The organism is Jiangella mangrovi (assembly GCF_014204975.1).
Lineage (GTDB): Bacteria > Actinomycetota > Actinomycetes > Jiangellales > Jiangellaceae > Jiangella > Jiangella mangrovi.
In genome coordinates this window covers 2,572,380-2,594,544 of sequence record NZ_JACHMM010000001.1, presented here as the reverse complement: position 1 = coordinate 2,594,544, position 22,165 = coordinate 2,572,380, and the positions used below count along the sequence as shown (strand labels likewise).

The window sequence follows — 22,165 nt, the reverse complement described above, 5'->3', positions numbered from 1 at the left end:
CGCCACCGACGTCCGATGATCCCGATGCTGATATCAGCGATGGACAACTCGTATCTGCTGATGCTAGAACCGGAGTCATGACGTCCGAACCTGCCCTGCCCGGCCTGCGCTACTACCTCCCGCCTTCCGGCCCGCCCGAGGACGCGGAGGCCGACGTCGTCGTCTACGGCGCCACCTCCGGCGGCGTCACGGCGGCCGTGCGGGCGGCCCGCGACGGGCTGTCGGTCGTGCTGCTGGTCTTCGGCGACCACGTCGGCGGCATGACCACGGGCGGGCTCGGCACCACCGACGTCGGCGACGCGCGCACGGTCGGCGGTCTGGCTCGGGCGTTCTACGACGACGTCGCGGCCGCCTACAGGGCGCCGGCGCCGCACTGGGACGTCGAGGCGCACGTGGGCGAAGAGGTCCTCGAGGGCTGGCTGGCCGAGGCCGGCGTCGCGGTGCACCGCCGCCGGCACCTCGAGTCGGTCCGCAGCGACGGCGGCCGGCTCACCGAGCTGCGCACCGACGACGGCAGCACGTACCGCGCCAAGGTCTACGTCGACGCCTCCTACGAGGGCGACCTGCTGGCGGCGGCAGGAGTCACCTACCGGCTGGGCCGCGAGGCGTCGACGGTCCACGACGAGTCGGTGGCCGGCGTCCAGCACAGCATCAACCACCAGTTCCGGTACGCGGTCGACCCCTACGTCGTCCCCGGCCGGCCGTCGTCCGGGCTGCTGCCGGGCATCTCGGCCGACCCCTACGGCACGGTCGGCGACGGTGACCGGCGCATCCAGGCGTACAACTTCCGGCTGCACGTCACCACGTCCGCGAAGCGGCTGCCGTTCCCCCGGCCCGACGGCTACGACCCCGCCCGTTACGAGCTCCTGCGCCGCTACGTCGAGGCCGGCGGCTACGAGCTGTACGGGCGCACCACGCGGGTCCGCGGCGACGTCCACGACATGAACAACCACGGCGCGTTCTCCTCGGACCACATCGGCGCCAACTACGACTGGCCCGAGGCCGGCTACGCCCGCCGTGAGGAGATCTTCCAGGACCACGTGCGCTACCAGGCGGGGCTGCTGCACTTCCTGGCCACCGACCCGCGCCTGCCCGCCGCCGTGCGCGACGACACCAACGCCTTCGGCCTCGCGCCGGGCGAGTTCGCCGACACCTCGCATTGGCCGGCGCAGCTCTACATCCGCGAGGCCCGGCGCATGGTGTCCGACTACGTCATCACCCAGCACGACGCCACCGGAGCGGCCCGGGCCACCGACCCGGTGGCGCTGGCCTCGTACGTCATGGACTCCCACAACGCCAAGCGCGTCCTCGTCGACGGGCAGCCGCGCAACGAGGGCAACGTGCAACAGCCGCTGACCAGGCCGTTCGGCGTCTCGTACCGCGCGCTGGCGCCCAAGGCCGGCGAGGCCCCGAACCTGCTGGTGGCCTCCGCCATCTCCGCCTCGCACGTCGCGTTCGCGTCGGCCCGCATGGAGCCGGTGTTCATGATGCTCGGCGAGGTCGTGGGAGCCGCCGCGGGACAGGCGATCACCGATAAGGTCGCGGTCCAGGACATCGAGTACGCCGCGCTCCGGCGCGAGCTCGAGCTCGGTGGCGCCATCCTGCCGGCCGGCCATTGATCACGGGGGTGACGAAGCGGTGACGAACTCCGAAGGCACTGAGGTGACCCGCCGGTCGCGCCAGGCCGACGTCGCCCGCGAGGCCGGCGTCTCGCAGTCGACGGTGTCCATGGTGCTGGGCGGCGCGGCTGAACACGCCCGCATCTCACCCGAGACCCAGCGCCGCGTCGTCGAGGCGGCCCGCCGGCTGAACTACGTCGCACCCCTGCAGCCGCGCTCCCTGGGCTGGTTGCAGGGGCGGCCGGTGGCGGCGCCGCTGCTGCTCGGCGTCCACACCTTCGAGCCGATCTTCCCGACCAGCGCGCGCGACTACTACTTCGAGTTCCTGCGCGGCATCGAGGAGCAGTCCGGTGTCGAGGGCTGCAACCTCGTGCTGTTCACCGCCGCACCCGACGAGGACGGCGTCCGGCGCATCTACCACGGCAGCACCAACAGCCTGCGGCAGGCGACCGGCAGCCTGCTGCTCGGCTACCACCCGCACCGCGACGACCTCGCCCGGCTGGCCCAGGACGGTTACCCGTTCGTCTACATCGGCCACCGCGAGGTCCCCGGTACTGAGATCAGCTACGTCGGCGGCGACTACCGCTCCGGTACCGGCCGCATCGTCGACGAGCTGGTCGCCATGGGCCACCGCACGTTCGCCTACCTCGGCGACCCTGCCCGCGACGAGCCCCAGGTCGACCGGTGGGACGGCTTCAGCAGCGCGCTCGGCCGGTTCGGGCTCCCAGTGCCCGAACCCGCCTACGACCGGCCCGACGAGCTGACCGCCCAGTGGCTCGACGGCGTGGTCGACGCCGGCGCGACGGTCGTGGTGGTCGAGTCGGTCGGGCTGCTGCGAGTGCTGACGGCCATGGCCGGCCTGCGCGGGCTCTCCATCCCCGACGACCTCTCCGTCGTGCTGTTGGTCGACGATCCCGGCGGCGAGATCGGCGGGCGCTCGTGGGCGTCGCTGCAGGTGCCGCGCAACGCCATGGGGCGGCGTGCGGTCCGGCTGCTGACCTCGCTGATCACCGATCCGGGCGGCGACTACGAGCGGCAGATCCTGCTGCCCTGCGCGCAGACGCTCGAAGGCACGGTCGCCCCGCCGCGCCCGGCTAGTGTCGTGAGTCAATAGTTCGTATTTAGTGGGTAGGCTTTGCGGGTGCCGAGTCCGGTTGCCCCTGTTGTGACGTTGACTGATGAGGAGCGGTCGCAGCTGTTGACGTGGTCGCGGCGGCCGACGAGCGCGAATGCGTTGGCGGTGCGGTCGCGGATCGTGCTGGCCGCTGGTGACGGGCTGGGGAACACCGCGATCGCGCAGAAGCTCGGGATCGCGGTGTCGAGTGCGCGTAAGTGGCGCTCGCGGTTCGTCGCCGACCGACTCGATGGCCTGCTTGATGAACCGCGCCCTGGCCGGCCCCGCACGGTTGGTGACGAGCAGGTCGAGGCGGTGATCACCCGGACGCTGGAGACGACGCCGAAGGATGCGACGCACTGGTCGACTCGGTCGCTGGCGGCCGAGCTGGGCCTGTCGCAGTCCGCGGTCTCGCGGATCTGGCGGGCCTTCGGCCTGCAGCCGCACCGGCAGGAGTCGTGGAAGCTGTCCAAGGACCCGCTGTTCGTCGACAAGGTCAAAGACGTCGTGGGTCTCTACCTCGACCCGCCCGAGCGGGCCGTGGTGCTGTGCGTGGACGAGAAGTCCCAGATCCAGGCCCTGGACCGCACGGCCCCGATCCTGCCCATGCTCCCGGGCACCCCGCAGCGCGCCACCCATGACTACAAGCGCTACGGCACGTCCAGCCTCTACGCCGCCCTCGACCTCGCCACCGGCCAGGTCATCGGCTCGCTGCACGCCCGCCACCGAGCGATCGAGTTCAAGAAGTTCCTGGCCAAGATCGACGCCGAGGTGCCCGGAACTCGACGTGCACGTCGTGCTCGACAACGCCTCGACCCACAAGACACCGGCCGTGAAGCGATGGCTGATCGAACACCCCCGCTTCACGCTCCACTTCACCCCGACCAGCTCCTCATGGCTCAACCTGGTCGAACGCTGGTTCGGCGAGCTGACCACGAAGAAACTCCAACGCGGCACCCACCGGTCAGTCCGCGAACTCAACACCGACATCCGCGCCTGGATCGACACCTGGAACGACAACCCCAGGCCCTACGTGTGGACCAAGACCGCCGACCAGATCCTCGAATCCATCGCCAGATACTGCACGCGAATTAACGACTCAGGACACTAGGCCTTGAGCACTCGGTAGCGCAGGACGGTGCCGGTCGCCTCGACGAGCTCGAGGTCGACCCGCTCGCGGCCCGGGCCGCCGTAGAGCCGCACGCCGTCGCCGAGGAGGAGCGGAGCGAGGTCGACCAGCAGCTCGTCGACCAGCCCGGCCTCGAGGCACTGCAGCGCCACGTCGGCTCCGAGCACCAGCAGGTCGCCGTCGCCGGCGGCGGCCATGGCCGTCGAGACCGCGGCGCCGATGTCACCGGACAGGAACGTCCGCGCCCCAGCCGACCCGGCCGACCCGGCCGACCCGGCCGCCCCGCTGTCCGCCTCGGCCGGCGGATGCGTCGTCAGCACGAACTCCGGGCCGGACCACTCGCCCTCGAACGCCTCGCCGCTGCCCTTCCCGACGTCGCGCTGCCCGACGTCGTAGGTGTGCCGGCCGCAGAGGATCGCGCCCACCCGCGGCACCACGTCGGTCGAGGCCTCCGGCGCCGCGGGCCGCTCGAACACCCAGTCCATGTCGTGGTCCGGCCCGGCGATGAACCCGTCGACCGACATCGTCACGTGCCACAGCACCCTGCCCATCCCCCGAACCTATCGGCGCGGACCCGCCGAGGACCGGCGCCGTGCGGCAGGCTGGGGACATGGCGTACGACGAAGGGCTCGCCGCCCGCATCCGCGATCTGATGGCCGACCGCCTCGACGTCGCAGAGAAGCGTATGTTCGGCGGCCTCGCGTTCCTGGTCAACGGCAACATGGCGGTCGGTGTCCACCACGACGACCTCATGGTGCGGCTGCCCGCCGACGAGCACGAGGCGGCCCTCGGCGAGCCCGGCGCGAAGCCGTTCGACATGACCGGCCGGCCGATGAAGGGCTGGCTGGTGGTCGACGCCGCCGCGCTCGCCGAGGACGACGACCTGCGTCGCTGGGTCGGGCGGGGCGTCGACTTCGCCGGCTCCCTCCCGCCCAAGTAACGCGGGCAGCGCTCACCAGACCGGCTCGGGCCGCCCGTCCCCGATCCCCCGCAGCCGGTCGCGATGCGCGACCACGCGCCGGAGGATCTCGGCCAGCACGTCGGGGAACCGCGGGTCGCGCAGGAACTTGGTGTGCACGAACACCGCCCGCTCGACCACCCGCGCCGACGTGTCGTACGACAGCGGCACCCCGTCGGCCCACTGCTTCCAGGCCGGGTCCTGGTGCGTCGGCGTGAACCCGGCCTCGGCCCACACGCCCTCGGCGGCCAGCGTCACCCGCAGGTCCTTCGGCGTCAGGCCGAGCGACGACTCCAGCGCGTCGGTGCAGGACAGGTAGAGCGAGAAGAACGGCGGGTACTCCGCGTCCGGCGGCGGGTTCCAGAGCACCGGCTCCGGGAACACCGAGCGATCGTCGATCAACGAACGGATCAGCCGCCGGTTCTCCCGCATCTGCAGCCGTGCGTGCAGCGCGCGCAGCCACTGCACCAGCAGCAGGGCGGCCGGTTGCTCGCCCATGCGCTGGTTGCCGGCCATCATCGGCCCGACCTCGGCGTACGGGATCGGGTCGAGGCGGCCGGGCCCGGTGCCGCAGTCGGTGTCGGCGCGCAGCAGCGCCGCCAGCTCCGGGTCCGAGGTCACCGTCAGACCGCCCTCGCACGACGGCGCCGCCTTGCCGCCGCCCTGTCCGGAGATCGACGCCGTCGGCGCACCCTCGCCGTCGTACCGGGCCGCGCCGCCCAGCGCGTTGTCGTGGTGGACGACGACGTCGTACTCGCGGCCCAGCGCGGCGATCCGGTCGATCGCGCCGAAGTTGCCGTACATGGTCGCCGGGACGACGGCCAGGACGCGGCCGGCATGCGACGCCAGGTACGACGCCACCACCTCCTCGTCCATCGTCGCGTCGAGCTTCGCCGGGACCGGGACCAGTCGCGGCGCCCGGCCCAGCTGAGCCGCCACCCCGAGCACGACGCCGTGGTGCGCCGACGCGTGCGTCAGATCGGCCACCAGCACCTCGGACCGTCCTTCCGCCCACGAAGAGCCCCGGGCGAACAGCTGCGCCCGCAGGCCGCTCGCGATCGCCAGCGTCCCGTTGGGCTGGCCGACGCCGTACCGGTAGCCGCTGGTGTCGGCGACGACCTGCTCGAGCACCGCCCGCCACTTGGCCGGGTGGTTGGCGTAGCCGACCCACTGCCCGCCGTCGGTGATCTCGCCCAGGATCGCGCTCTCCACGGCGCCGACCTCCGGCCAGACCGGGTCGGTCTCCGGCGTGATGACGGGCGAACCGCCCAGGACGGCCGGCAGCGCGACGGCGCTCATCGCGCACCCCCGGCCGCATCGAACAGCGAATGGCCCGGGGCATATCTCTCCAGCGCGTCCGGATCCACCCGCAACCCCAGCCCCGGCGACGACGGCACCGCCAGCAGCCCGTCGGCGTCCAGGGCGAACCCATCCGCCGCCAGCTCGTCGATGTAGGCCGACCCGGTCTTGTACTCCACCAGCTCCGTGCCCGGCAGCGCCGCCGCCAGCTGCAGGTCGGCGGCCAGCCCGACGGCGGTGTTCCAGCCGTGCGGCACGAACGCGACCCCGAACTCGGCGGCCAGCCAGGCCACGCGGCGCGACTCCGAGAGCCCCCCGCCCTTGGTGGTGTCCGGCTGCACGATGTCGAACGCGCCCGCGGTGAGGAAGCTGTGGAAGTCCTGCCGGCGGGTCAGCACCTCGCCGCCGGAGATCGGCACCCGCGAGCGCTGCCTCAGCGACGCGAAGCCCTCGACGTCGTCGGGGCGCAGCGCCTCCTCGAACCACGCGACGTCGTACCCGGCCAGCATGTCCGCCGTCCGCACCGCCCACGACAGCCCGCGCGACCAGAACGCGTCGGATCCGCCGGCGTCGACGGCGAGCAGCGCGTCCGGCCCGACGGTCTCGCGCGCGGCCCGCACGATCTCCTCGTCGACGGCGTCGCTCACCCGGCCGAACGCCCCCCAGCCGATCTTGAACGCGGTGAACCCCTGCGCCACCAGCCGCGCGAGGTCGTCCTTCAGCACCGGCGGGTCGTCCATCAGCACCGAGGCGTACGGCCGGACCCGCTCGCGGTACCGCCCGCCCAGCAGCGTGCTCACCGGCAGCCCGGTGACCTGCCCGAGGATGTCCCACAGCGCGATGTCGATGCCGCTGACGGTGTGCGTGACCGCGCCGCCGCGGCCCAGCCAGAAGGTGTTCTCGTGCAGGATCTGGCTGACGCGGTCCGGCTCGCGCGGGTCGGCGCCGACGGCGAGCGGGCGCAGCGTGTCCAGCGCCGCCCGCACCAGTGTCTCGCTGGAGAACACGCTGCCGATGCCCACCACGCCCTCGTCGGTGTGCACCGCGACGAGCGTATGGACGTTGTCGTCCGGGTCCAGCTCGCGCGCCCAGCCGCCCTTCGGCGTCGCGCCGCGCAGCCCGGCCGCTCTGATGTCAGTGATCCGCATGGTCCCTCTCCACGTCGATGACGACCGCCTCGCCGGCGGCCAGCTCGAACTCCTCGGCAACGACCCGCCGCATCGGAGCGCCGGCCGCCGACACCGTCGACAGCAGCACCCGCCCGGTCACCGCGACCGGCACCGACGCCGGCCGGTCGGTGAGGTTGAGCAGCACGAGCTTCTGGTCGTTCCCGTGCGCACGCCGGTACGCGAGTACCGCCTCGGTCCCGCCGTCCGGGATGTCGAACGCGATCGACCCGCGCCGCAGCGCCGGCGACGCGTGCCGCAGCCGGGTCAGCGCCCGGTACAGCCGCAGCATCGACTCCGGGTCGGCCAGCTGCGCCACCACGTTCAGCCGCTCCACGTCGTGCGACACCGGCAGCCACAGCGACGCCTCCGGAGCCGACGAGAACCCGCCGTTGACGCCGTCGGTCCAGGGCATCGGGGTGCGCGACGGGTCCCGGCTCACGCCGCCGTGGGTGCGGGCGAAGTAGTCGCGCTGCCGCTCCACCGGCACCGGCTGGTCGGTCATGCCCAGCTCGTCGGCGTAGAGCAGGCACGGCGTCGCGGCCAGCGTGAGCAGCAGGACGGCGGCCACCCGCGCCTGCGCGGGACCGAGCCGGGTGGCCAGCCGCACCCGGTCGTGGTTGCCCAGCGCGACGATCGGCCAGGCGCCGTCGGGGAGCGCCGCGTACAGGGCGGCCAGCTCCGAGCGCAGCAGGTCGGCCCGCCAGTGCGTCTCGAGCAGCCGGAACGGGAACGGCAGGTGCATGCCGGCGGAGTAGTACTCGGCCCAGTCGGCCCACGGCATCGCTTCGATCTCGGCGATCGTCAGGCGCGACCCGGCGTACTCGTCGGCGACGGCGCGGATCTCGGCCAGCGCCGTGAACGTGTCCGGGTGCCGGCGGTCGTGCACGTGCAGCTGGGTGCCGAAGTCGGGGTGCTGCAGGTCGAAGGCGTTGTGGTTCCCACCGGGCGCCGCCGGGTTGTCGCGGAACTCTGGGTCCTTCAGCAGCATGTGCGCGACGTCGATACGCACGCCGTCGGCGCCGCGGTCCAGCCAGAACCGCAGCACGTCCAGCAGGGCCTTGCGCACCTCGGCGTTGCGCCAGTTGAGGTCGGGCTGCTCCACCAGGTGCGAGTGCAGGTAGTACTGCCCGGTCGGCTCGTCGTACTCCCACACCGACCCGCCGGCCTCGCTGGTCCAGTTGTTCGGCACGCCGCCGCCGGGCGCCGGGTCACGCCACACGTACCAGTCCCGCATCGGGTCGTCCCGCGACGACCGCGACGCGACGAACCACGGGTGCCGGTCCGAGGTGTGGTTCGGGATGTAGTCGACGATCACCCTGATGCCCCGCTCATGCGCGGCCGCGACCAGCCGGTCGAACTTCTCCAGGGAACCGAACACCGGCTCGACGTCGAGGTAGTCCGACACGTCGAAGCCCTGGTCCAGCAGCGGCGAGCGGTAGAACGGCCCGGTCCAGACGGCGTCGACGCCCAGGTCGCGCAGGTAGTCCAGGCCCTCGATCAGCCCCTCGAGGTCGCCGATGCCGTCGCCGGACCCGTCGCGGAAGCTCGGCAGGTGGCACTCGTAGACCACGGCGCCGCGCCACCAGTCCTCGTCCGAGCCCGCCCCGCCGACCAGGCCGGCCGCCCGCACCCCGGCGGCCACCAGGTCGTCCTCGATGTCGGGCCGGAACGGCAGATGGCAGGCGATGATCGGCACCTCGTACGCCGGGTACGGGTCGGCCGGCGGCTCGTACGCGTCGTGCGTCGGCGCGTAGCCGAGCCAGCCGTTCGTCGTCGACAGCACCAGGCAGTTCTCGCCCACCGCCTCCTGCAGCCGGCGCTTGATGCCGTGGAACACCTCGACGTTGTAGCCGAGCAGGGTCAGCGGGCCCAGCCGCAGCGCGTGCATCCACAGCGGGCGGCGCACGTCCTCCCCGGCCTCCAGCGCGGCGACGGTCCGCCCCAACGACACAGCGGTGACCTCGTCGCCCTCGTCCCGCCGCCGGCGCAGCTCGTCGAGGTCGTACGGCGCCAGCTCGTACGGGATCTCCTGTTTGACGACGGCGACGGCGTCACCGTCCGTGGGGAGCGGCTCGGCGGACGCCAGCCCCGCGGACACCGCGTCGGCGAACCGGCCCGCGAACAGCTCGAGCGCGACCATGGACTCGTCCGCCGGGCCGTGCGCGTAGAGCGGGTTGATGTCGCCGAGCGCGCCCTGCAGGAAGACGCCGGTCGCCCCGGGGTGCGCCGCCTCGACGATCCGCAGCGCCTCGCCGGGGTAGTCGCCGTGCACCGCGGACGTCTCCTCGCAGCAGATCACCGGGTGGCACGAGTAGGAGGCGACGAACCCGGCCAGCTCGCCGCCGTGGTCGACCCGCAGCACGTGCACGCCGGAGTCGATCAGCGACGGGTCGCGCGACGGCAGCATGCGGTTGTGCGCGAACTCCTCCAGCGGGACGACGGCGTGCCGCACGGTCGACGGCGCCAGCGCGGCGATCGCCTCGACACACGCGCGGGCGATCAGCTCCGCCACCCCCGCGACGTACCGCTCGTCGGGCTCACCCCAGCCGACGTTCTCGACGGTCGCCGGGCCCGAGTGGTTGTGGGTGGCGTGCACGACCACCTCGCCGGGGTGCCAGCCGGTCGCATCCGCCACCCGCGCGACGACGTCGTCGACGATGGCGGCCGAGACACCGAGCAGGTCGCAGCTCACCAGCACCCAGCGCCCGCCGTCGACACCTGAGGCCACCGCGATCGCCCGGGCGTACAACGGAGCGTGCACCGACGTCGCGCGCCGGCCCAGGAACGGGCCGAACCCGGCCAGCTCGACGCCGAGGGGCGGAGTGAGGTCTGTCCGGCCGAAGCCGATCCGCACGGTCATGGGTCTACTCATCCTTTCGAGACACCGGCCAGCAGGCCGCGGACGAAGTGCCGCTGCAGGGCGACGAAGACGGCCATCGGCACCAGCACCGACAGCACGGCGGCGGACGTGAGGATCTCCCAGCCGTCGCCGCGCGAGGCGACCAGCTGCGACACCGCGACCGTCATCGGCGCGACGTCGCGGAAGCCGCCCATGAAGATCAGCGCGACCAGCAGGTCGTTCCAGGTCCACACGAAGTCGAAGATCGCCAGCGCCGCCAGCGCCGGGCGGGCCACCGGCAGCACGATCGAGAAGAAGATCTGGCCGCGGCCGGCGCCGTCCATCTCGGCGGCCTCGAACAGCTCCCTCGGGATCGCGGCGAAGAAGTTGTGCAGCAGGTAGATCGCGAAGGGCAGCCCGAACCCCAGGTGCACCAGCCAGATGCCGAGGAAGCTGCCGGTGAGGTCGAGCGTGCTGAACATCCGCAGCAGCGGCACCAGCGTGATCTGGATCGGCACGATGATCAGCGCGACCGTCGTCAGCAGCACCGCCGAGCGCAGCCGGAACCGCATACCGGCCAGCGTGTACGCCGCGGCAGCGCCGACGGCCACCGTCAGCAGCGTCGCCGGCACCACCACCGCGAGGCTGTTGAACAGGCTCAGCGCCATGCCGTCGCGGTCGAGCACGCGCCGGTAGTTCTCCAGCGTGTAGTCGCCGGGCAGCGCGAACGACTCCCACCAGGCCGACGACAGCACCGCCCAGGACGGCCGGAACGCGCTGACCGCCAGCCCGAGCAGCGGGATCACCCAGACCGCGGCCACGCCCATCACGACCACGTGCACCGGGATCCGCCGCAGCGCCGCCGCCATCACGCGGCCCCGGTCTCGCGGCGGAACTGCCGCACGTTGGCGATCATGATCGGCGCGACGGTGAGCATGAGGATCGTCGCGACGGCGCCGGCCAGCCCGTTGTCCTTGGCGGTGAACAGCGCGCGGTACATGACGGTCGACAGCACGTCGGTGCCGTAGTTGCCGTTGGTCATCACGTAGACGATGTCGAACGCCTTGAGCGCGACCACCGTCATCGTCGTCGCCACGACCACCACCGTCGGCATCAGGAACGGCAGCGTGACGTGCCGGAACGCCGCCCACTCCGAGGCGCCGTCCAGCCGGGCCGCCTCGAGCAGCTCGCCCGGCACCGACCGCAGTGCCGCGTCGAAGATCACCATGGCGAACCCGGCCTGGGTCCACAGCGTCGCGCCGATCAGCGCGTAGTTGTTGGTGGCGGTGTCGATGATCCACGAGACCGGCTCGCCGCCGAGCGCCGTCACGACGGCGTTCAGGGTGCCGGTCTGCGCGGCGCCCGGCGGCTGGTAGTCGTACATGAAGCTCCAGATCACCCCGGCCGCGACGGCCGAGATCGCGATCGGCAGGAACAGCGCCGCCTTCACCAGCGCGCCGTAGCGGACCCGGTCGGCCAGCACCGCGATCGCCAGCCCGACCAGCACCGCGAGCGTCGGCAGCAGCACCACCCAGAGCACGGTGTTGCGCAGCGCGATGCGGGTGACCTCGTCGGACAGTGTCTGCGCGTAGTTGGCGAGGCCCTCGAACCCGCCGTCGGCGCCGAAGAAGCTCCAGACCACGGTGATGAGGGCCGGCGCGGCGAGCGTGAGCAGCACCATCGCGACCGCCGGGGCGGCGAACAGCCAGGGCACGAGCCTCCGGTACGCCCCGTGGGGCAGCGCGGCCAGGGCGCGGTCGCCGAGGCGCAGGTAGGCCCAACCGGCGACGACGATCACGGCCGTCGCCGCCAGCGTGAGGAGGATCCGATCGGCGATCATCCCCGGGCGTCCTCGATGCCCTGCAGGATCGCGTCCAGGTCGCCCGGGTTCTGCGCGAACGCCAGCCCGGACTGCCAGAACGCGTCCACCTCGGACTGCGGCATCAGCGAGTTGCCCAGCGGATACGTCCCCTCCGCCTCGGTCAGGACCTCCTGAGCCCGGCGCAGGAACGGGTCCTCGTAGGCGTCAGCGGCGACGGTGACGTTCGGCGAGAGCCAGCGCCCGGTCGCCGCGATCAGCGTGCCGGCCTCGGTCGACGCGAGATAGCGGGTCAGCGCGGCCGACTGCGGCGTCTCGGTGATCATGCCGAGGATCTCGCCGGAGATGGAAGCGATGCCCGGATGTTCCGGATTGAAGTCGGGTGCGGGGAAGAAGTCGAGGTCCTCGCCGGGCACCAGGTCCGGGAAGGCGTCGGTGATGATCCCGCCCATGAACGTGGCCTGCTGGATCAGGGAGCAGCCGGGCTCGTCGGCGAACATGGGGTTGGCGGCCTGCGAGAAGTCGGTGCTGAGCACCGTCGTCGTCCCGCCGTAGACCATGCCGTCGGCGATCATCTCGCCGTACGTCTCGAAGGCCTGCTTCACCTGTGGCGACGTCCACGGCTCGGCGCCCTCGCGCCAGGCGCGGTGGAACTCCGGGCCGGCCTGGCGGAGCAGGATCTCGTCGATGAAGTCCGCGGCCGGCCAGCCGCTCGCGGCGCCGCTCTCGAGGCCGACGCACCAGGGCGTCTCGCCCTGCGCCGCCTTGTCGCGCGCCCACGCCTGCAGCTCGTCCCAGCTGGCCGGTTCGGTGGGGCCGTCGTAGCGGCTCGGGTCGTACCAGATCAGCCCGCCCAGGTTGACGGTGTTGTACAGGCCGAACAGCTCGCCGCCGGCGGTGCCGGTCTCGAGCATGCTGGCCGGGTAGTTCGCGCTGAGCACGGCGGCGTCGACGACGCCGTTCAGGTCGACCAGCTCGCCCTGCTCGGCCAGCGCCGACATCTCGCCGATGGCCGGTGTCGCGACGAGATCCGGCGGGTTGCCGCCGTCGACCCGGGTCTGCAGGACGGCGGCGAAGTCGCGGGTGCCCTCGTACTGCACCTCGATGCCGGTGGCGTCCTCGAACGGCGCGACGACGCTGAGGAACGCGTCGAGCTCCTCGCCGCCCAGCACGCCGAGCATCGTCACGCTGCCGCCGAGCTCCTCGCCGCCGGCGGCTTCTCGTGCCGCATCCTGCGCGGCGGCGACGGCGGCGTCGTCGGCCGCGGGTTCCTCCGCGGGCCGGGCGGACTCGCTCGTGCTGCACGCGGCGAGGACGGTGACGACGGCGATGGCTGCGGCACCGGGCGCGACAAGCGCGGTCGCACGGTGACGGAGGTTCATGGTCGGCTCCTCGGTTCGTCGGGATGACCGGGGTCGGTGTGTAGTGCGGGACCGTAACAGAGTCGACGGCCGATTGTCGACAGTCGCTCATATGCTCTAGGATCATCGCCATCCGCTCGTCACACACCGCTGGAGGGCCATATGACCGGGCTGGGCTTGCGACGGGTACCGAGCCTGTCGCGGCGCGAGCACGTCGCCGAGATCCTGCGCGAGGCGATCACCAGTGGCCGGCTCAAGCCCGGCGACCGGCTGATCGAGCTCGACCTCGCCGCGGAGCTCGGCACCAGCCGCGCCCCCATCCGCGAGGCGCTGCGCCAGCTCGAGCAGGAGGGGCTGGTCGCGTCCTACCCGTACCGCGGCAGCGAGGTGCTGGGCGTCTCGCAGGACGAGGTCGAGCAGGTCCTGGTGCCGATCCGGATCACGCTCGAGCGGTTCGCGTTCGGCAAGGCACTGGACAAGCTCGCCCCCGGCGACCTCGACGAGCTGCAGGGAATGGTCGACGACATGCTGGTGGCGGCGTCCGGCGGCGAGGCCGAACGGCTGGCCGACCTCGACATCCGCTTCCACGAACTGGTCATCACCCGCTCCGAGCAGCGGCACTGCCTGCAGATGTGGAAGACCATCCAGCCGCGGGTGCGCGCCTACTTCCGCCGCGACGCGCCGGCGCACTCCGACCCCGCCGAGGTGGCACGGCAGCACCAGGAGCTGCTCGACGTCATCCGCGCCGGCGACCGCGAGGCCGTGCTGGACGCCGTCGAGCGGCACATCCACATCCACCTCGCGCCCGGCGGTTCGGACGGCGACGATGTGGCCTGAGACGGTCGCCGTCACCGGCGCGGGCTCCGGCATCGGCCGGGCGGTCCTGCTGGCGGCAGCTTCCCGCGGAGCCCGGGTGGCGGCCCTCGACGTGGACGAATCGGCGGCGACGGCGGCAGCTGCGGCCGCGCGGGCGGCAGGTGCGCCCGACGCCGTGGCGGTCGCATGTGACGTCTCGTCGGAGGCATCGGTGGCGACGGCGTTCGCGGCGGTGGCCGACGCCGTCGGCGACCCGAGTGCGGTGTTCGCCAACGCCGGCATCGAGGTCAACGGCTCCTTGCACGAGTTCCCGGCCGCGGACTGGGAGCGCGTCGTCGCCGTCAACCTGGTCGGCGTGTTCCTGACCTGCCGCGAGGCGCTGCGCCGGCTGGTCGCGGCCGGCCGCGGCGGCTCCGTCGTCTGCACGTCGTCGCCGGCCGCGTTCGTCGGTCACTCCGGCGGCGGCAACAGCGCCTACGCGGCGTCGAAGGGCGGGGTGTCGGCGTTCGTCCGGTCCGCGGCGCTGGACTACGCGCCGCACGGCATCCGCGTCAACGCCGTCGTGCCCGGCGCCACCGAGACGGCGATGCTGACCGCCGGCGGCGCGGACCTGGACCGGATCCGGGCCGCCGCCGCGACGCAGGTCCCCCTCGGGCGGCTCGGCCGGCCCGACGAGGTGGCCGCGGCGGTGCTGTGGCTGCTGTCCGACGAGTCGTCGTACGTCACCGGGTCCCACCTGGTCTGCGACGGCGGCCTGATGGCGAAGAGCGCCAACGACTTCTGACTTCTTCTGAGGAGGGTTCGAGTGGAGCCGATCGGTTCGACGGTCTGGGTGGTCGCCGACGGGTACATCCCGCCCGGCAGCAGCGGCGACGACCCGGCTCTGGCCAGTCACGAGAGCGTCTGCATCCTCAACGCGGGGGCGGCCGACGCGACGGTGGAGCTCTGGGTCTACTTCACCGACCGTGAGCCGGACGGCCCGCACGTCCTGCCGGTCCCGGCGCGGCGGGCGTACCACCAGCAGCTCGGCGCGCTGGGCGTTCCGGCGGGCGTCGACTACAGCGTCGTGCTGCACAGTGACGTGCCGGTGGTGGTGCAGCACACGCGGCTGGACTCGCGGCAGGCCGCGAACGCCCTGATGTCGACCATCGCGTATCCGGCCCGGTGAGTCCGATGGTGAGGACGCGGCGGAGTGAGCTGACCGGGCCGCGGACGTCGGCCGTGCGGTCCGTGGAGCTGCCGGAGCCCGGGTACGGCGAGGTCCTGCTGAAGGTCCTGGTCAGCGGGGTATGTGCGAGCGAGGTCGCCGACTGGACGGCCGGCGAGCCTGCGGTCTTGGGGCACGAGCCGGTGGGCGAGGTCGTCGCCGTCGGGCCCGATGTGACGGCGTTCGCGGCGGGCGACCTCGTCACCGGCCGCGTCGACGCCGCGTTCGCCGACCACGCCACCGGCGACGTGCGCGACCTCGTCCCGGTGCCGCCCGGCCTGGACCCGGCCGAGGCCATCGGCGAGCCGCTCGGCTGCGTCGTCGAGGCGCTGCGCCGGACCCGCCTCGACACCGGCGACCGGGTCGCCGTCGTCGGGACCGGGTTCATGGGGCTGGTGCTGCTGCAGCTCCTGCGGCACGCGGGGACCCGGCAGGTCGTGGCGATCGACCCGCGGCCGGACGCGCGCGAGCTGGCCCTGGTGCACGGCGCGGACGCCGCGGTGGCGCCTGGCGAGGCCGCGGGTACTGCGCACGACGACGCCTTCGACGTCGTCGTCGAGGCGTCCGGCACCGCACCCGGCCTCGACCTCGCGACGACACTGGTCCGCCCGCACGGCGTGCTGTCGATCATGGGCTACCACCAGGAGCCGCGCACCGTCGACCTGCGAACGTGGAACTGGAAGGCCATCGACGTCGTCAACGCCCACGTCCGCGACCGCGACCGCCTACGCGAGAGCGTCCGGCGCGGCCTCGACCTCGTGGCCGCCGGCCGCATCGACGTCGGCGCGCTGGTCACTCACCGCTTCGCCCTCGACCAGGTGGACGCCGCCTTCGAGGCGCTGGTCGCCAAGGAGCCCGGCTTCGTCAAGGCCGCCATCGCCTGGTGACGCTTGCGCTCGCGCCCCGCCGAAAGTTGATCTTGGAGTTCTTCGCTGACTGCGGGCCGAAATGTCCGATAGATGGCCGAAGAACTCCAAGATCAACTTTGAGTGGGTGGGGGCGTGGGAGCGGCGGGAGCGGCCGAGCGCCCGGCGAAGGGCTGGCCGAGGATCGCCGACGTCAGCGCCTCGACCGGCTCGACGGGTGAGCGAGGGTTGGACAGCAGCGTGAAGTCGATGTCGCCGAGCTCGGGCAGCCCCACCGAGGCGGGCAGCGCCTGCAGGTCCGCCGGCACCAGGCTGCTCGGGAACACCGCCACCCCGATGCCCGCCCGCGCCGCCGCCAGGACGCCGTTGACCTCCAGCGTCTTGCACGTGATCTTCCACGACCGCCCGGACTCCGCGAGCACCCGCAGCGCCGTCACGCGGCTGACCGAGGGCGCGGTGTAGGTGATGAGCGGGATCGGCTCGTCGGGGCGGACCTGGGTGCCGGGCAGGCCGATCCACACCAGCCGGTCGCGGCGGACGACGCGGCCGACGGTCTCGTCGGGGAACTCCTTGATGAAGACGAGGTCGAGCTGGTTGGCCTCGAGCCGGCGCATGAGCGTGCGCGTCTGCGTGACGGTGAGTTCCAGGTTGATGCGCGGGTGCAACTGCCGGAACGCCCGCAGGACGGCGGGCAGCTGGGCCAGCGCGAGGTCGTCGGCGGCGCCGAAACGGAGCCGGCCGCGCATGGCGGTGCCGGTGAAGTAGCTGGCCGCCTCGTCGTGGGCGGCGAGGATCGAGCGGGCGAAGCCGGCCATCGCCTCGCCGTTGTCGGTGAGAGCGGTAGCCCGGGTGTCGCGCAGCAGCAGCTGCCGCCCGGCCGCCTCCTCGAGCCGCCGGACGTGCTGGCTGACGCTGGGCTGGCTGATGCCGAGCTGCTGCGCCGCCTGGGTGAAGCTCAGCGTCGACGCCACCGCCAGGAATGTCCGCAGATGCACCGGATCGAACACGGGCCGTTCACCGCCATCGGGAGTCGTCATTGGATTTCTTGATGACATTTATAGCCCTTATCGGCTTCGTGAATCGGCAGTTCAGCACCTAACGTTGACCACGGTCCTGCCAATCCGACACAAGGAACCACACCGTGAGACCGGCGCCCGTCGCCCTTCACCCGTCCTCACAAGCCCACTCAGATACCCGCCCGGTCGCGCCGCCCCTCGCGGACGACCAGCAGCACCGGTCGCACTGGCGCGACACCTTCGCCTCGCTTCGGGTACGCAACTACCGTCTCTACGTCACCTCTCAGGTCCTGACCAACACGTGCGGCTGGATGCAGCGCGTCGCGCAGGACTGGCTCATCCTCAGCCTGACCGGCAACGTCGCCTGGGTCGGGCTCACCGTCAGCCTCCAGCTCGCCCCGATGCTCGTGTTCGGCCTCTGGGGCGGCGTCGTCGCCGACCGCTTCGACAAGCGCAGGCTGCTGATGATCACGCAGTCGCTGATCGCGCTGTCCGCCCTGGTGCTCGGGACGCTCACGCTGCTCGGCGCCATCGAGCCGTGGCACGTCCTGGCCGCGGCCGCCTTCACCGGCCTCGCGATCGTCATCGACAACCCGGCGCGGCAGGCGTTCGTGCCGGAGGTCGCCGGGCATCAGCACCTGCGCAACGCCATCAGCATCAACTCGACGGTGTTCCAGATCGGCGCGCTCGTCGGCCCGGCCCTGGCCGCCGTCGGCATCGCGCTGGTCGGCGAGGGCTGGTCGTTCATCGTCAACGCCATGGCCGGGGTCACCGCCGTCGTGCTGCTGGTGATGATGCGCGCGTCCGAGCTCTCGGCCGCGCCCGCCATCGCCCGCACCCGCGGCCAGCTGCGAGAGGGCCTGCGCTACGTCGGCGAGAAGCCGGCCATCCTGTGGTCGACCGTGCTGGTCGGCTTCGTCGCGATCACCGGCATCAACCTCGCCACCGTCCTGGCCGCCTACGCCGACGACGTGTTCGACATCGGGTCCGCGGGCTACGGCCTGCTCAACTCGTGTCTGGCCGCCGGCGCCGTGGCGGGCGCGCTCGCCTCGACCCGGCGCAGGAGCCTGCGGCTTCGCACGCTCGTCTACACCTCGGGCGTGCTCGGCGTCCTGCTGATGGTCGCCGGGGTGATCGCCTGGCTGCCGCTGTTCTGCGTGGTGCTGGTCGCCGTCGGCGCGACGTCGCTGCTGTACCTCACCGGCGGCAACACCCTGGTCCAGACGTCGGTCACGGCCACCATGCGCGGGCGGGTCATGGCGCTGTACATCCTGGTGCTGTTCGGCGCGCAGGCCGGCTCCGGCACGCTCATCGGCTGGCTGGCGCACGAGTTCGGCGCCCACCTCGCCATGATCGTCAGCGGCGCCGGGCCGCTGCTGGGCGCCGTCGTGGTCGGGACGGTCCTCGCCCGGAAGGGACGCCTCACCACGCGGCTCATCCTGCGCGACCGGCCCGGCCGCGGCGTGCTGTACGTCGTCCCGCGCGACTCGGTGCCGGCGGCGTCCGCGTCGCTGACCCCGGGGCTGCTCAGCCGGGGCCTGCGGGACCGCTCCCGCTCGACGCATCCGGCCGAACGACGGCGACGGCGGCAGTCCCGCGTCGTGCCCGGCCGGACGCACACCCGGCAGCACACCGACCGGTCGTGGACCCGGACCGGACGCCGTCCGCGCTGATCCGCACGACGACGGGGCCGGCTACTCGCAGCCGACCCCGTCGTCGTCGGCGTCCAGGCCGTAGATGTCCTCACCGACGACGGTCACCTGACCGGTGTACGCCGGCCCGTTGCCGCTGCCGCCCGCGCAGTCGACGTCGGACGCGATCGGCACGCAACCGGTGTAGTTCGGGTCGCAGCCCTCGTCCTGCGTCGGCGCGTCGACGAGACCCTGCGCCTGCTCCTCCGGCTCGGGCTCGGGCGGCGGTGGCGGCGGCTCGTAGGTCCCCACCGACGTCACCTCGTCGACCGGCGCCGTCGTGACCTCGTCGCTCACCAGCACCCGGCCGGTCTCGACGCCGTCCGTGAGCGTCACCTCGTAGACCAGCGTCCGCACGCCCGCGACCCCGGCCGTGGTGACGGCGGACGTGCCGAGGTCCATGGTGTCGTCCTCGACGCTGACCCGCTCGAACGGGACCGCCTCGGTCTCCGTCACCGTCTCGACGGTGACCACCGGCGTGGGCGACGGTGTCGGCGTCGGGCTCGCCGGCGCACCGGCCAGCGGCGCCACCCGCAACTCCTCGTCGCCGCCGGAACCGCCGCCGGCATCGGCCGAGCCGCAGCCCGAACCGGCCGCCGCGACGAGGAGAAGAACAGGAATCAGCGCACGCAGGCGCGATCGATCGATAGTCATGGCCCCCCGGCCCCCTGCACCCATGATCAGGAAAGCCGTGACGGTAGACCCTGCGCCCGGCCGCGTCAACAGCCGTCAGGTGGCGAGCGTCGCCACGATCGCGATCGCCGGCGGCACGGCCTGGCCGAGCGCGGACTGCCAGAGCCGTCGCTGCGACGCCAGCAGCACGATCCCGGCGAGCACCATGGCGGCGCAACTGAAGACGATCAGCGTCCTGCCGACCGTCTCGTGGTCCGCCGCCCAGGTGATGACGCCGACCAGCGCGCCGGCCGCGAGCGCCAGGTTGTAGAAGCCCTGGTTGAACGCCCACGGCCCGACGCCGGCGGCCGAGGCGGCGTCGACGCCGAAGCGCCGCTGCACGGCCGGCCGGTCGAACAGGATGCTCTCCATCACGAACGCCGCGAGGTGGAAGATCCCGGCCACCACCGCGAAGACCCACGCGACAACCGTCATGGCGGCAGTATGGCGGCGCGACCGGCCCCGGACAGGGTGCCGGGCCGGTGAGACCCTCATCACCGGCCCGACAGGCTCTTCTCTCAGCGGCGCGGCGTCAGCGGCCGACCGCCTTCTCCAGTTCCTTCTTGGTCATCTTCGAGCGGCCCTTGATGCCCTTGTCCTTGGCCTCGTTGTAGAGCTGCTGCTTCGTGCGGCCGCCGGGGCCCTTGCCGGAGCGCAGACCGCCACGGCGCCCGGACGAGATGTCGTCGACGGACGAGCGGCTCTTCTCCTTGGCCTCGCCGGAACGCGCCCGCTCCTTGTTCACGGTGCGCGCGGCGATCTCCTCGGCCCGGTCCTCGCTGTAGTCGCGGTCCTCGAGGCCTTCCTTGATGTGCTCGTACTGCCGCTCGCGCTTGTTGCTCCACTGCCCTCTCGGCATCCGGCTCACCTCCGTGCTCCCTCTCCCTGTACCCGGGCGATGCGAAACCAACCGCGTCGTTTGCGGCGGATCGCACCGGGTAGCCGACCCAGGGAGGCCTCACGGAGGAGGACGTCATGAGCGAACCCGACTACGGCTCGTTCCACGTCGAGGACGAGGAGACGCTCGACGAGCGGCTGGCCGAGGAGCAGCCCGATCCCGCCCAGGACCCGGAGCTGTTCGCCACCGAGGACGAGGACGACCCGCTCGCCGGCCTGCCCGAGCCGGACGAGGCCGGGCTGGAGCTCGACCCCGACCGGGAACCCGGCACCTGAGGGCGCCCGGCCCGAGGTCGGCTGGGGGGTTCAGCCGACCTCGGCCGGCCGCGACGCGACGATCTGCTCGGCTCGCTCGCCGAGCTTCACACCGTGGTCGCGGGCACTGTTGCGCAGCATGGCGAACGCCTGCTCGGCGTCGAGCCCGTGTCGCTCCATGAGCACGCCCTGGGCCTGCCCGATGACGTGTCGTGCGTTCATGGCCCGCCGCAGCCCGGACTCGTGCCGCGCCGACACCAGCGCGACCGACGCGTGCCGGGCGTACAGCCGGGCCAGCTGGGCGCGGTCGTCGGCGAACGCGCCCACCCTGGCGGAGTAGACGCTCAGCGCGCCGAGCGCCGAGCGGTTGGTGCCGAGCCCGAGGGACAGGACGCTCTGGAAGCCCATCTCGGTGACCGAGCCACTCCAGCTGCGCCAGCGGTCGTCCGCCGACACGTCGTCGACGACGACGGCGTCGCGGGCGCACATGGCCTCGAGGCTCGGGCCCTCGGCGCACTGGATCTGGAAGAGGTCGGCCTTGGCCGCCTCGGGACTGGTGGCGCTCATGACCGCGGGGCGGCCGCCCTGACGGATCATGACGGCGACGCCGTCGGCCCCCGTGAGGGCGCGGGCGTGCTGCAGGACGGACTGGACGGTGCTCTCGACGTCCGGCTCGCTGTGCAGGTCAGCGGCGGCCGCGGCAAGTTCCGACGACGGACTGAGGTCCATTGCTCTCGCTCACCCTTCGCGGGCGCAGGTCTCCACCATCGAGCGAACAGACGGTTCTGTCTACCCCGCGACAGCGGGCAGTGTCAACATGTATCGTCGATCGTCATGCAGGTCCCGGAGGCCGCCGGCGGCGCGCCCAACGCGCGTGAACGCATCCTGGCGGCCAGCTATCGGCTGTTCGCCCGGCGAGGCATCATCGGGGTGGGCGTCGACGAGGTCATCGAGCGCTCGCACGTCGCCAAGGCCACCTTCTACAAGCATTTCCCGTCCAAGAACGACCTCGTCCTGGCCTACCTCGACCGCCGCGAGAGCGAGTGGACCATCGGCCTGGTCGAGGCCGGGTCCGAGAAGCGCGGCGACACCCCCGAGGAACGGCTGCTCGCCATCTTCGACGTGTTCGACGAGTGGTTCGCCAGCGACGACTTCGACGGCATCGCCTTCATCACCGTCCTGCTCGAGATGGGCAAGTCGCACCCGCTGGGACAGGCCAGCATCCAGCACCTGGCCAACCTGCGCGCCATCGTCAGCGCCCGTGCCGCCGACGCCGGGCTGCGCGAGCCCGAGGAGTTCGCCCGGTCCTGGCAGATCCTCATGAAGGGCTCCATCATCGCCGCGCTCGAGGGTGACCCCGGCGCCGCGCAGCGGGCCAAGGCCATGGCGGCCAGCCTCATCGATCAGTACCGCTGACCGTTCGGCGTCGCCCGCCCCG

General features: G+C 72.4%; 22 protein-coding genes and 1 pseudogene. 11 read left to right on the top strand and 12 right to left on the bottom strand.

The features are described 5' to 3' along the window. The first annotated feature begins 77 nt into the window (after positions 1 to 77). The 3 genes and pseudogenes from HD601_RS12110 (at position 78) to HD601_RS12100 (ending at position 3,844) form a co-directional block, all read left to right on the top strand. Entirely contained in the window at positions 78 to 1,619 is a 1,542-nt protein-coding gene (locus tag HD601_RS12110) for an FAD-dependent oxidoreductase (RefSeq protein ID WP_184822187.1), read from the top strand. Between the two features lie 19 nt (positions 1,620 to 1,638). Further along, the gene (locus HD601_RS12105) at positions 1,639 to 2,733 is read left to right on the top strand and encodes a substrate-binding domain-containing protein (RefSeq protein ID WP_184822185.1); all 1,095 of its coding nucleotides are present in this window, start codon (positions 1,639 to 1,641) and stop codon (positions 2,731 to 2,733) included. Positions 2,734 to 2,760: 27 nt separating this feature from the next. Beyond that, positions 2,761 to 3,844: pseudogene (locus HD601_RS12100) on the top strand (IS630 family transposase). On the opposite strand, the gene HD601_RS12095 reads toward HD601_RS12100, so the two are convergent. Next, a complete protein-coding gene (locus tag HD601_RS12095) occupies positions 3,841 to 4,413 on the bottom strand; it encodes a dihydrofolate reductase family protein (RefSeq protein WP_184822183.1) in 573 nt (190 codons plus the stop codon). The pseudogene HD601_RS12100 and the gene HD601_RS12095 sit on opposite strands and share 4 nt — an antisense overlap. Before the next feature lie 59 nt (positions 4,414 to 4,472). Here HD601_RS12095 and HD601_RS12090 point away from each other — a divergent pair, with 59 nt between their 5' ends. Then, positions 4,473 to 4,802: a TfoX/Sxy family protein gene (locus HD601_RS12090; protein WP_184822180.1), complete on the top strand. Its 330-nt coding sequence runs from the start codon at positions 4,473 to 4,475 to the stop codon at positions 4,800 to 4,802. 12 nt (positions 4,803 to 4,814) lie between these two features. On the opposite strand, the gene HD601_RS12085 is transcribed toward HD601_RS12090, so the two are convergent. Genes HD601_RS12085 through HD601_RS12060 form a run of 6 tightly spaced genes read right to left on the bottom strand, consistent with a single transcriptional unit; the run spans position 4,815 to position 13,328 of the window. Beyond that, positions 4,815 to 6,119 carry a DegT/DnrJ/EryC1/StrS family aminotransferase gene (locus tag HD601_RS12085; protein WP_184822178.1) on the bottom strand — a complete coding sequence of 435 codons (1,305 nt, stop codon included), beginning with the start codon at positions 6,117 to 6,119 and terminating at the stop codon, positions 4,815 to 4,817. After that, positions 6,116 to 7,267, bottom strand: a complete 1,152-nt coding sequence (locus tag HD601_RS12080; protein WP_184822176.1) for a mandelate racemase/muconate lactonizing enzyme family protein — start codon at positions 7,265 to 7,267, stop codon at positions 6,116 to 6,118. The genes HD601_RS12085 and HD601_RS12080 overlap by 4 nt, the downstream gene beginning before the upstream one ends. Next, positions 7,254 to 10,148 carry a neutral/alkaline non-lysosomal ceramidase N-terminal domain-containing protein gene (locus HD601_RS12075; protein WP_184822174.1) on the bottom strand — a complete coding sequence of 965 codons (2,895 nt, stop codon included), beginning with the start codon at positions 10,146 to 10,148 and terminating at the stop codon, positions 7,254 to 7,256. Before HD601_RS12075 ends, HD601_RS12080 begins: the two co-directional genes overlap by 14 nt. Before the next feature lie 8 nt (positions 10,149 to 10,156). Then, entirely contained in the window at positions 10,157 to 10,996 is an 840-nt protein-coding gene (locus HD601_RS12070; RefSeq protein ID WP_184822172.1) for a carbohydrate ABC transporter permease, read from the bottom strand. After that, positions 10,996 to 11,967 carry a carbohydrate ABC transporter permease gene (locus HD601_RS12065; protein WP_184822170.1) on the bottom strand — a complete coding sequence of 324 codons (972 nt, stop codon included), beginning with the start codon at positions 11,965 to 11,967 and terminating at the stop codon, positions 10,996 to 10,998. Before HD601_RS12065 ends, HD601_RS12070 begins: the two co-directional genes overlap by 1 nt. After that, positions 11,964 to 13,328, bottom strand: a complete 1,365-nt coding sequence (locus tag HD601_RS12060; RefSeq protein WP_184822168.1) for an ABC transporter substrate-binding protein — start codon at positions 13,326 to 13,328, stop codon at positions 11,964 to 11,966. Before HD601_RS12060 ends, HD601_RS12065 begins: the two co-directional genes overlap by 4 nt. A 141-nt stretch (positions 13,329 to 13,469) precedes the next feature. On the opposite strand from HD601_RS12060, the gene HD601_RS12055 reads away from it, so the two are divergent. Genes HD601_RS12055 through HD601_RS12040 form a run of 4 tightly spaced genes read left to right on the top strand, consistent with a single transcriptional unit; the run spans position 13,470 to position 16,217 of the window. After that, positions 13,470 to 14,144 carry a GntR family transcriptional regulator gene (locus HD601_RS12055; RefSeq protein ID WP_184822166.1) on the top strand — a complete coding sequence of 225 codons (675 nt, stop codon included), beginning with the start codon at positions 13,470 to 13,472 and terminating at the stop codon, positions 14,142 to 14,144. Then, entirely contained in the window at positions 14,134 to 14,907 is a 774-nt protein-coding gene (locus HD601_RS12050; RefSeq protein ID WP_184822164.1) for an SDR family NAD(P)-dependent oxidoreductase, read from the top strand. The genes HD601_RS12055 and HD601_RS12050 overlap by 11 nt, the downstream gene beginning before the upstream one ends. Positions 14,908 to 14,928: 21 nt before the next feature. After that, on the top strand, positions 14,929 to 15,291 hold the full coding sequence (locus HD601_RS12045) for a sensory rhodopsin transducer (protein WP_184822162.1): 363 nt from the start codon (positions 14,929 to 14,931) through the stop codon (positions 15,289 to 15,291). 5 nt (positions 15,292 to 15,296) lie between these two features. Further along, entirely contained in the window at positions 15,297 to 16,217 is a 921-nt protein-coding gene (locus HD601_RS12040; protein WP_184822160.1) for a zinc-binding dehydrogenase, read from the top strand. 92 nt (positions 16,218 to 16,309) lie between these two features. Here the strand turns inward: HD601_RS12040 and HD601_RS12035 are convergent, their stop codons facing one another. Continuing rightward, a complete protein-coding gene (locus tag HD601_RS12035) occupies positions 16,310 to 17,203 on the bottom strand; it encodes a LysR substrate-binding domain-containing protein (protein WP_184822158.1) in 894 nt (297 codons plus the stop codon). Positions 17,204 to 17,337: 134 nt separating this feature from the next. Between HD601_RS12035 and HD601_RS12030 the strand changes: the two genes are divergently transcribed. Beyond that, on the top strand, positions 17,338 to 18,885 hold the full coding sequence (locus tag HD601_RS12030) for an MFS transporter (protein ID WP_184822156.1): 1,548 nt from the start codon (positions 17,338 to 17,340) through the stop codon (positions 18,883 to 18,885). 21 nt (positions 18,886 to 18,906) lie between these two features. On the opposite strand, the gene HD601_RS12025 is transcribed toward HD601_RS12030, so the two are convergent. From HD601_RS12025 to HD601_RS12015, 3 genes are all read right to left on the bottom strand, one after another. Continuing rightward, the gene (locus tag HD601_RS12025; protein WP_221440868.1) at positions 18,907 to 19,557 is read right to left on the bottom strand and encodes a G5 domain-containing protein; all 651 of its coding nucleotides are present in this window, start codon (positions 19,555 to 19,557) and stop codon (positions 18,907 to 18,909) included. Positions 19,558 to 19,632: 75 nt separating this feature from the next. Then, complete coding sequence (locus tag HD601_RS12020; protein WP_184822154.1) at positions 19,633 to 20,010, bottom strand: DUF1304 domain-containing protein; 378 nt, start codon at positions 20,008 to 20,010, stop codon at positions 19,633 to 19,635. 97 nt (positions 20,011 to 20,107) lie between these two features. Then, positions 20,108 to 20,434, bottom strand: coding sequence for a plasmid stabilization protein (locus HD601_RS12015; RefSeq protein ID WP_184822152.1), 327 nt, complete (start codon positions 20,432 to 20,434; stop codon positions 20,108 to 20,110). 116 nt (positions 20,435 to 20,550) lie between these two features. On the opposite strand from HD601_RS12015, the gene HD601_RS12010 reads away from it, so the two are divergent. After that, positions 20,551 to 20,748, top strand: coding sequence for a hypothetical protein (locus HD601_RS12010; RefSeq protein WP_184822150.1), 198 nt, complete (start codon positions 20,551 to 20,553; stop codon positions 20,746 to 20,748). A 30-nt stretch (positions 20,749 to 20,778) separates the two neighbouring features. Here HD601_RS12010 and HD601_RS12005 read toward each other — a convergent pair whose 3' ends face one another. Continuing rightward, a complete protein-coding gene (locus HD601_RS12005) occupies positions 20,779 to 21,456 on the bottom strand; it encodes a GAF and ANTAR domain-containing protein (RefSeq protein WP_184822149.1) in 678 nt (225 codons plus the stop codon). A 105-nt stretch (positions 21,457 to 21,561) separates the two neighbouring features. Between HD601_RS12005 and HD601_RS12000 the strand changes: the two genes are divergently transcribed. Continuing rightward, entirely contained in the window at positions 21,562 to 22,143 is a 582-nt protein-coding gene (locus HD601_RS12000) for a TetR/AcrR family transcriptional regulator (protein WP_184822147.1), read from the top strand. Positions 22,144 to 22,165: the final 22 nt, after the last annotated feature.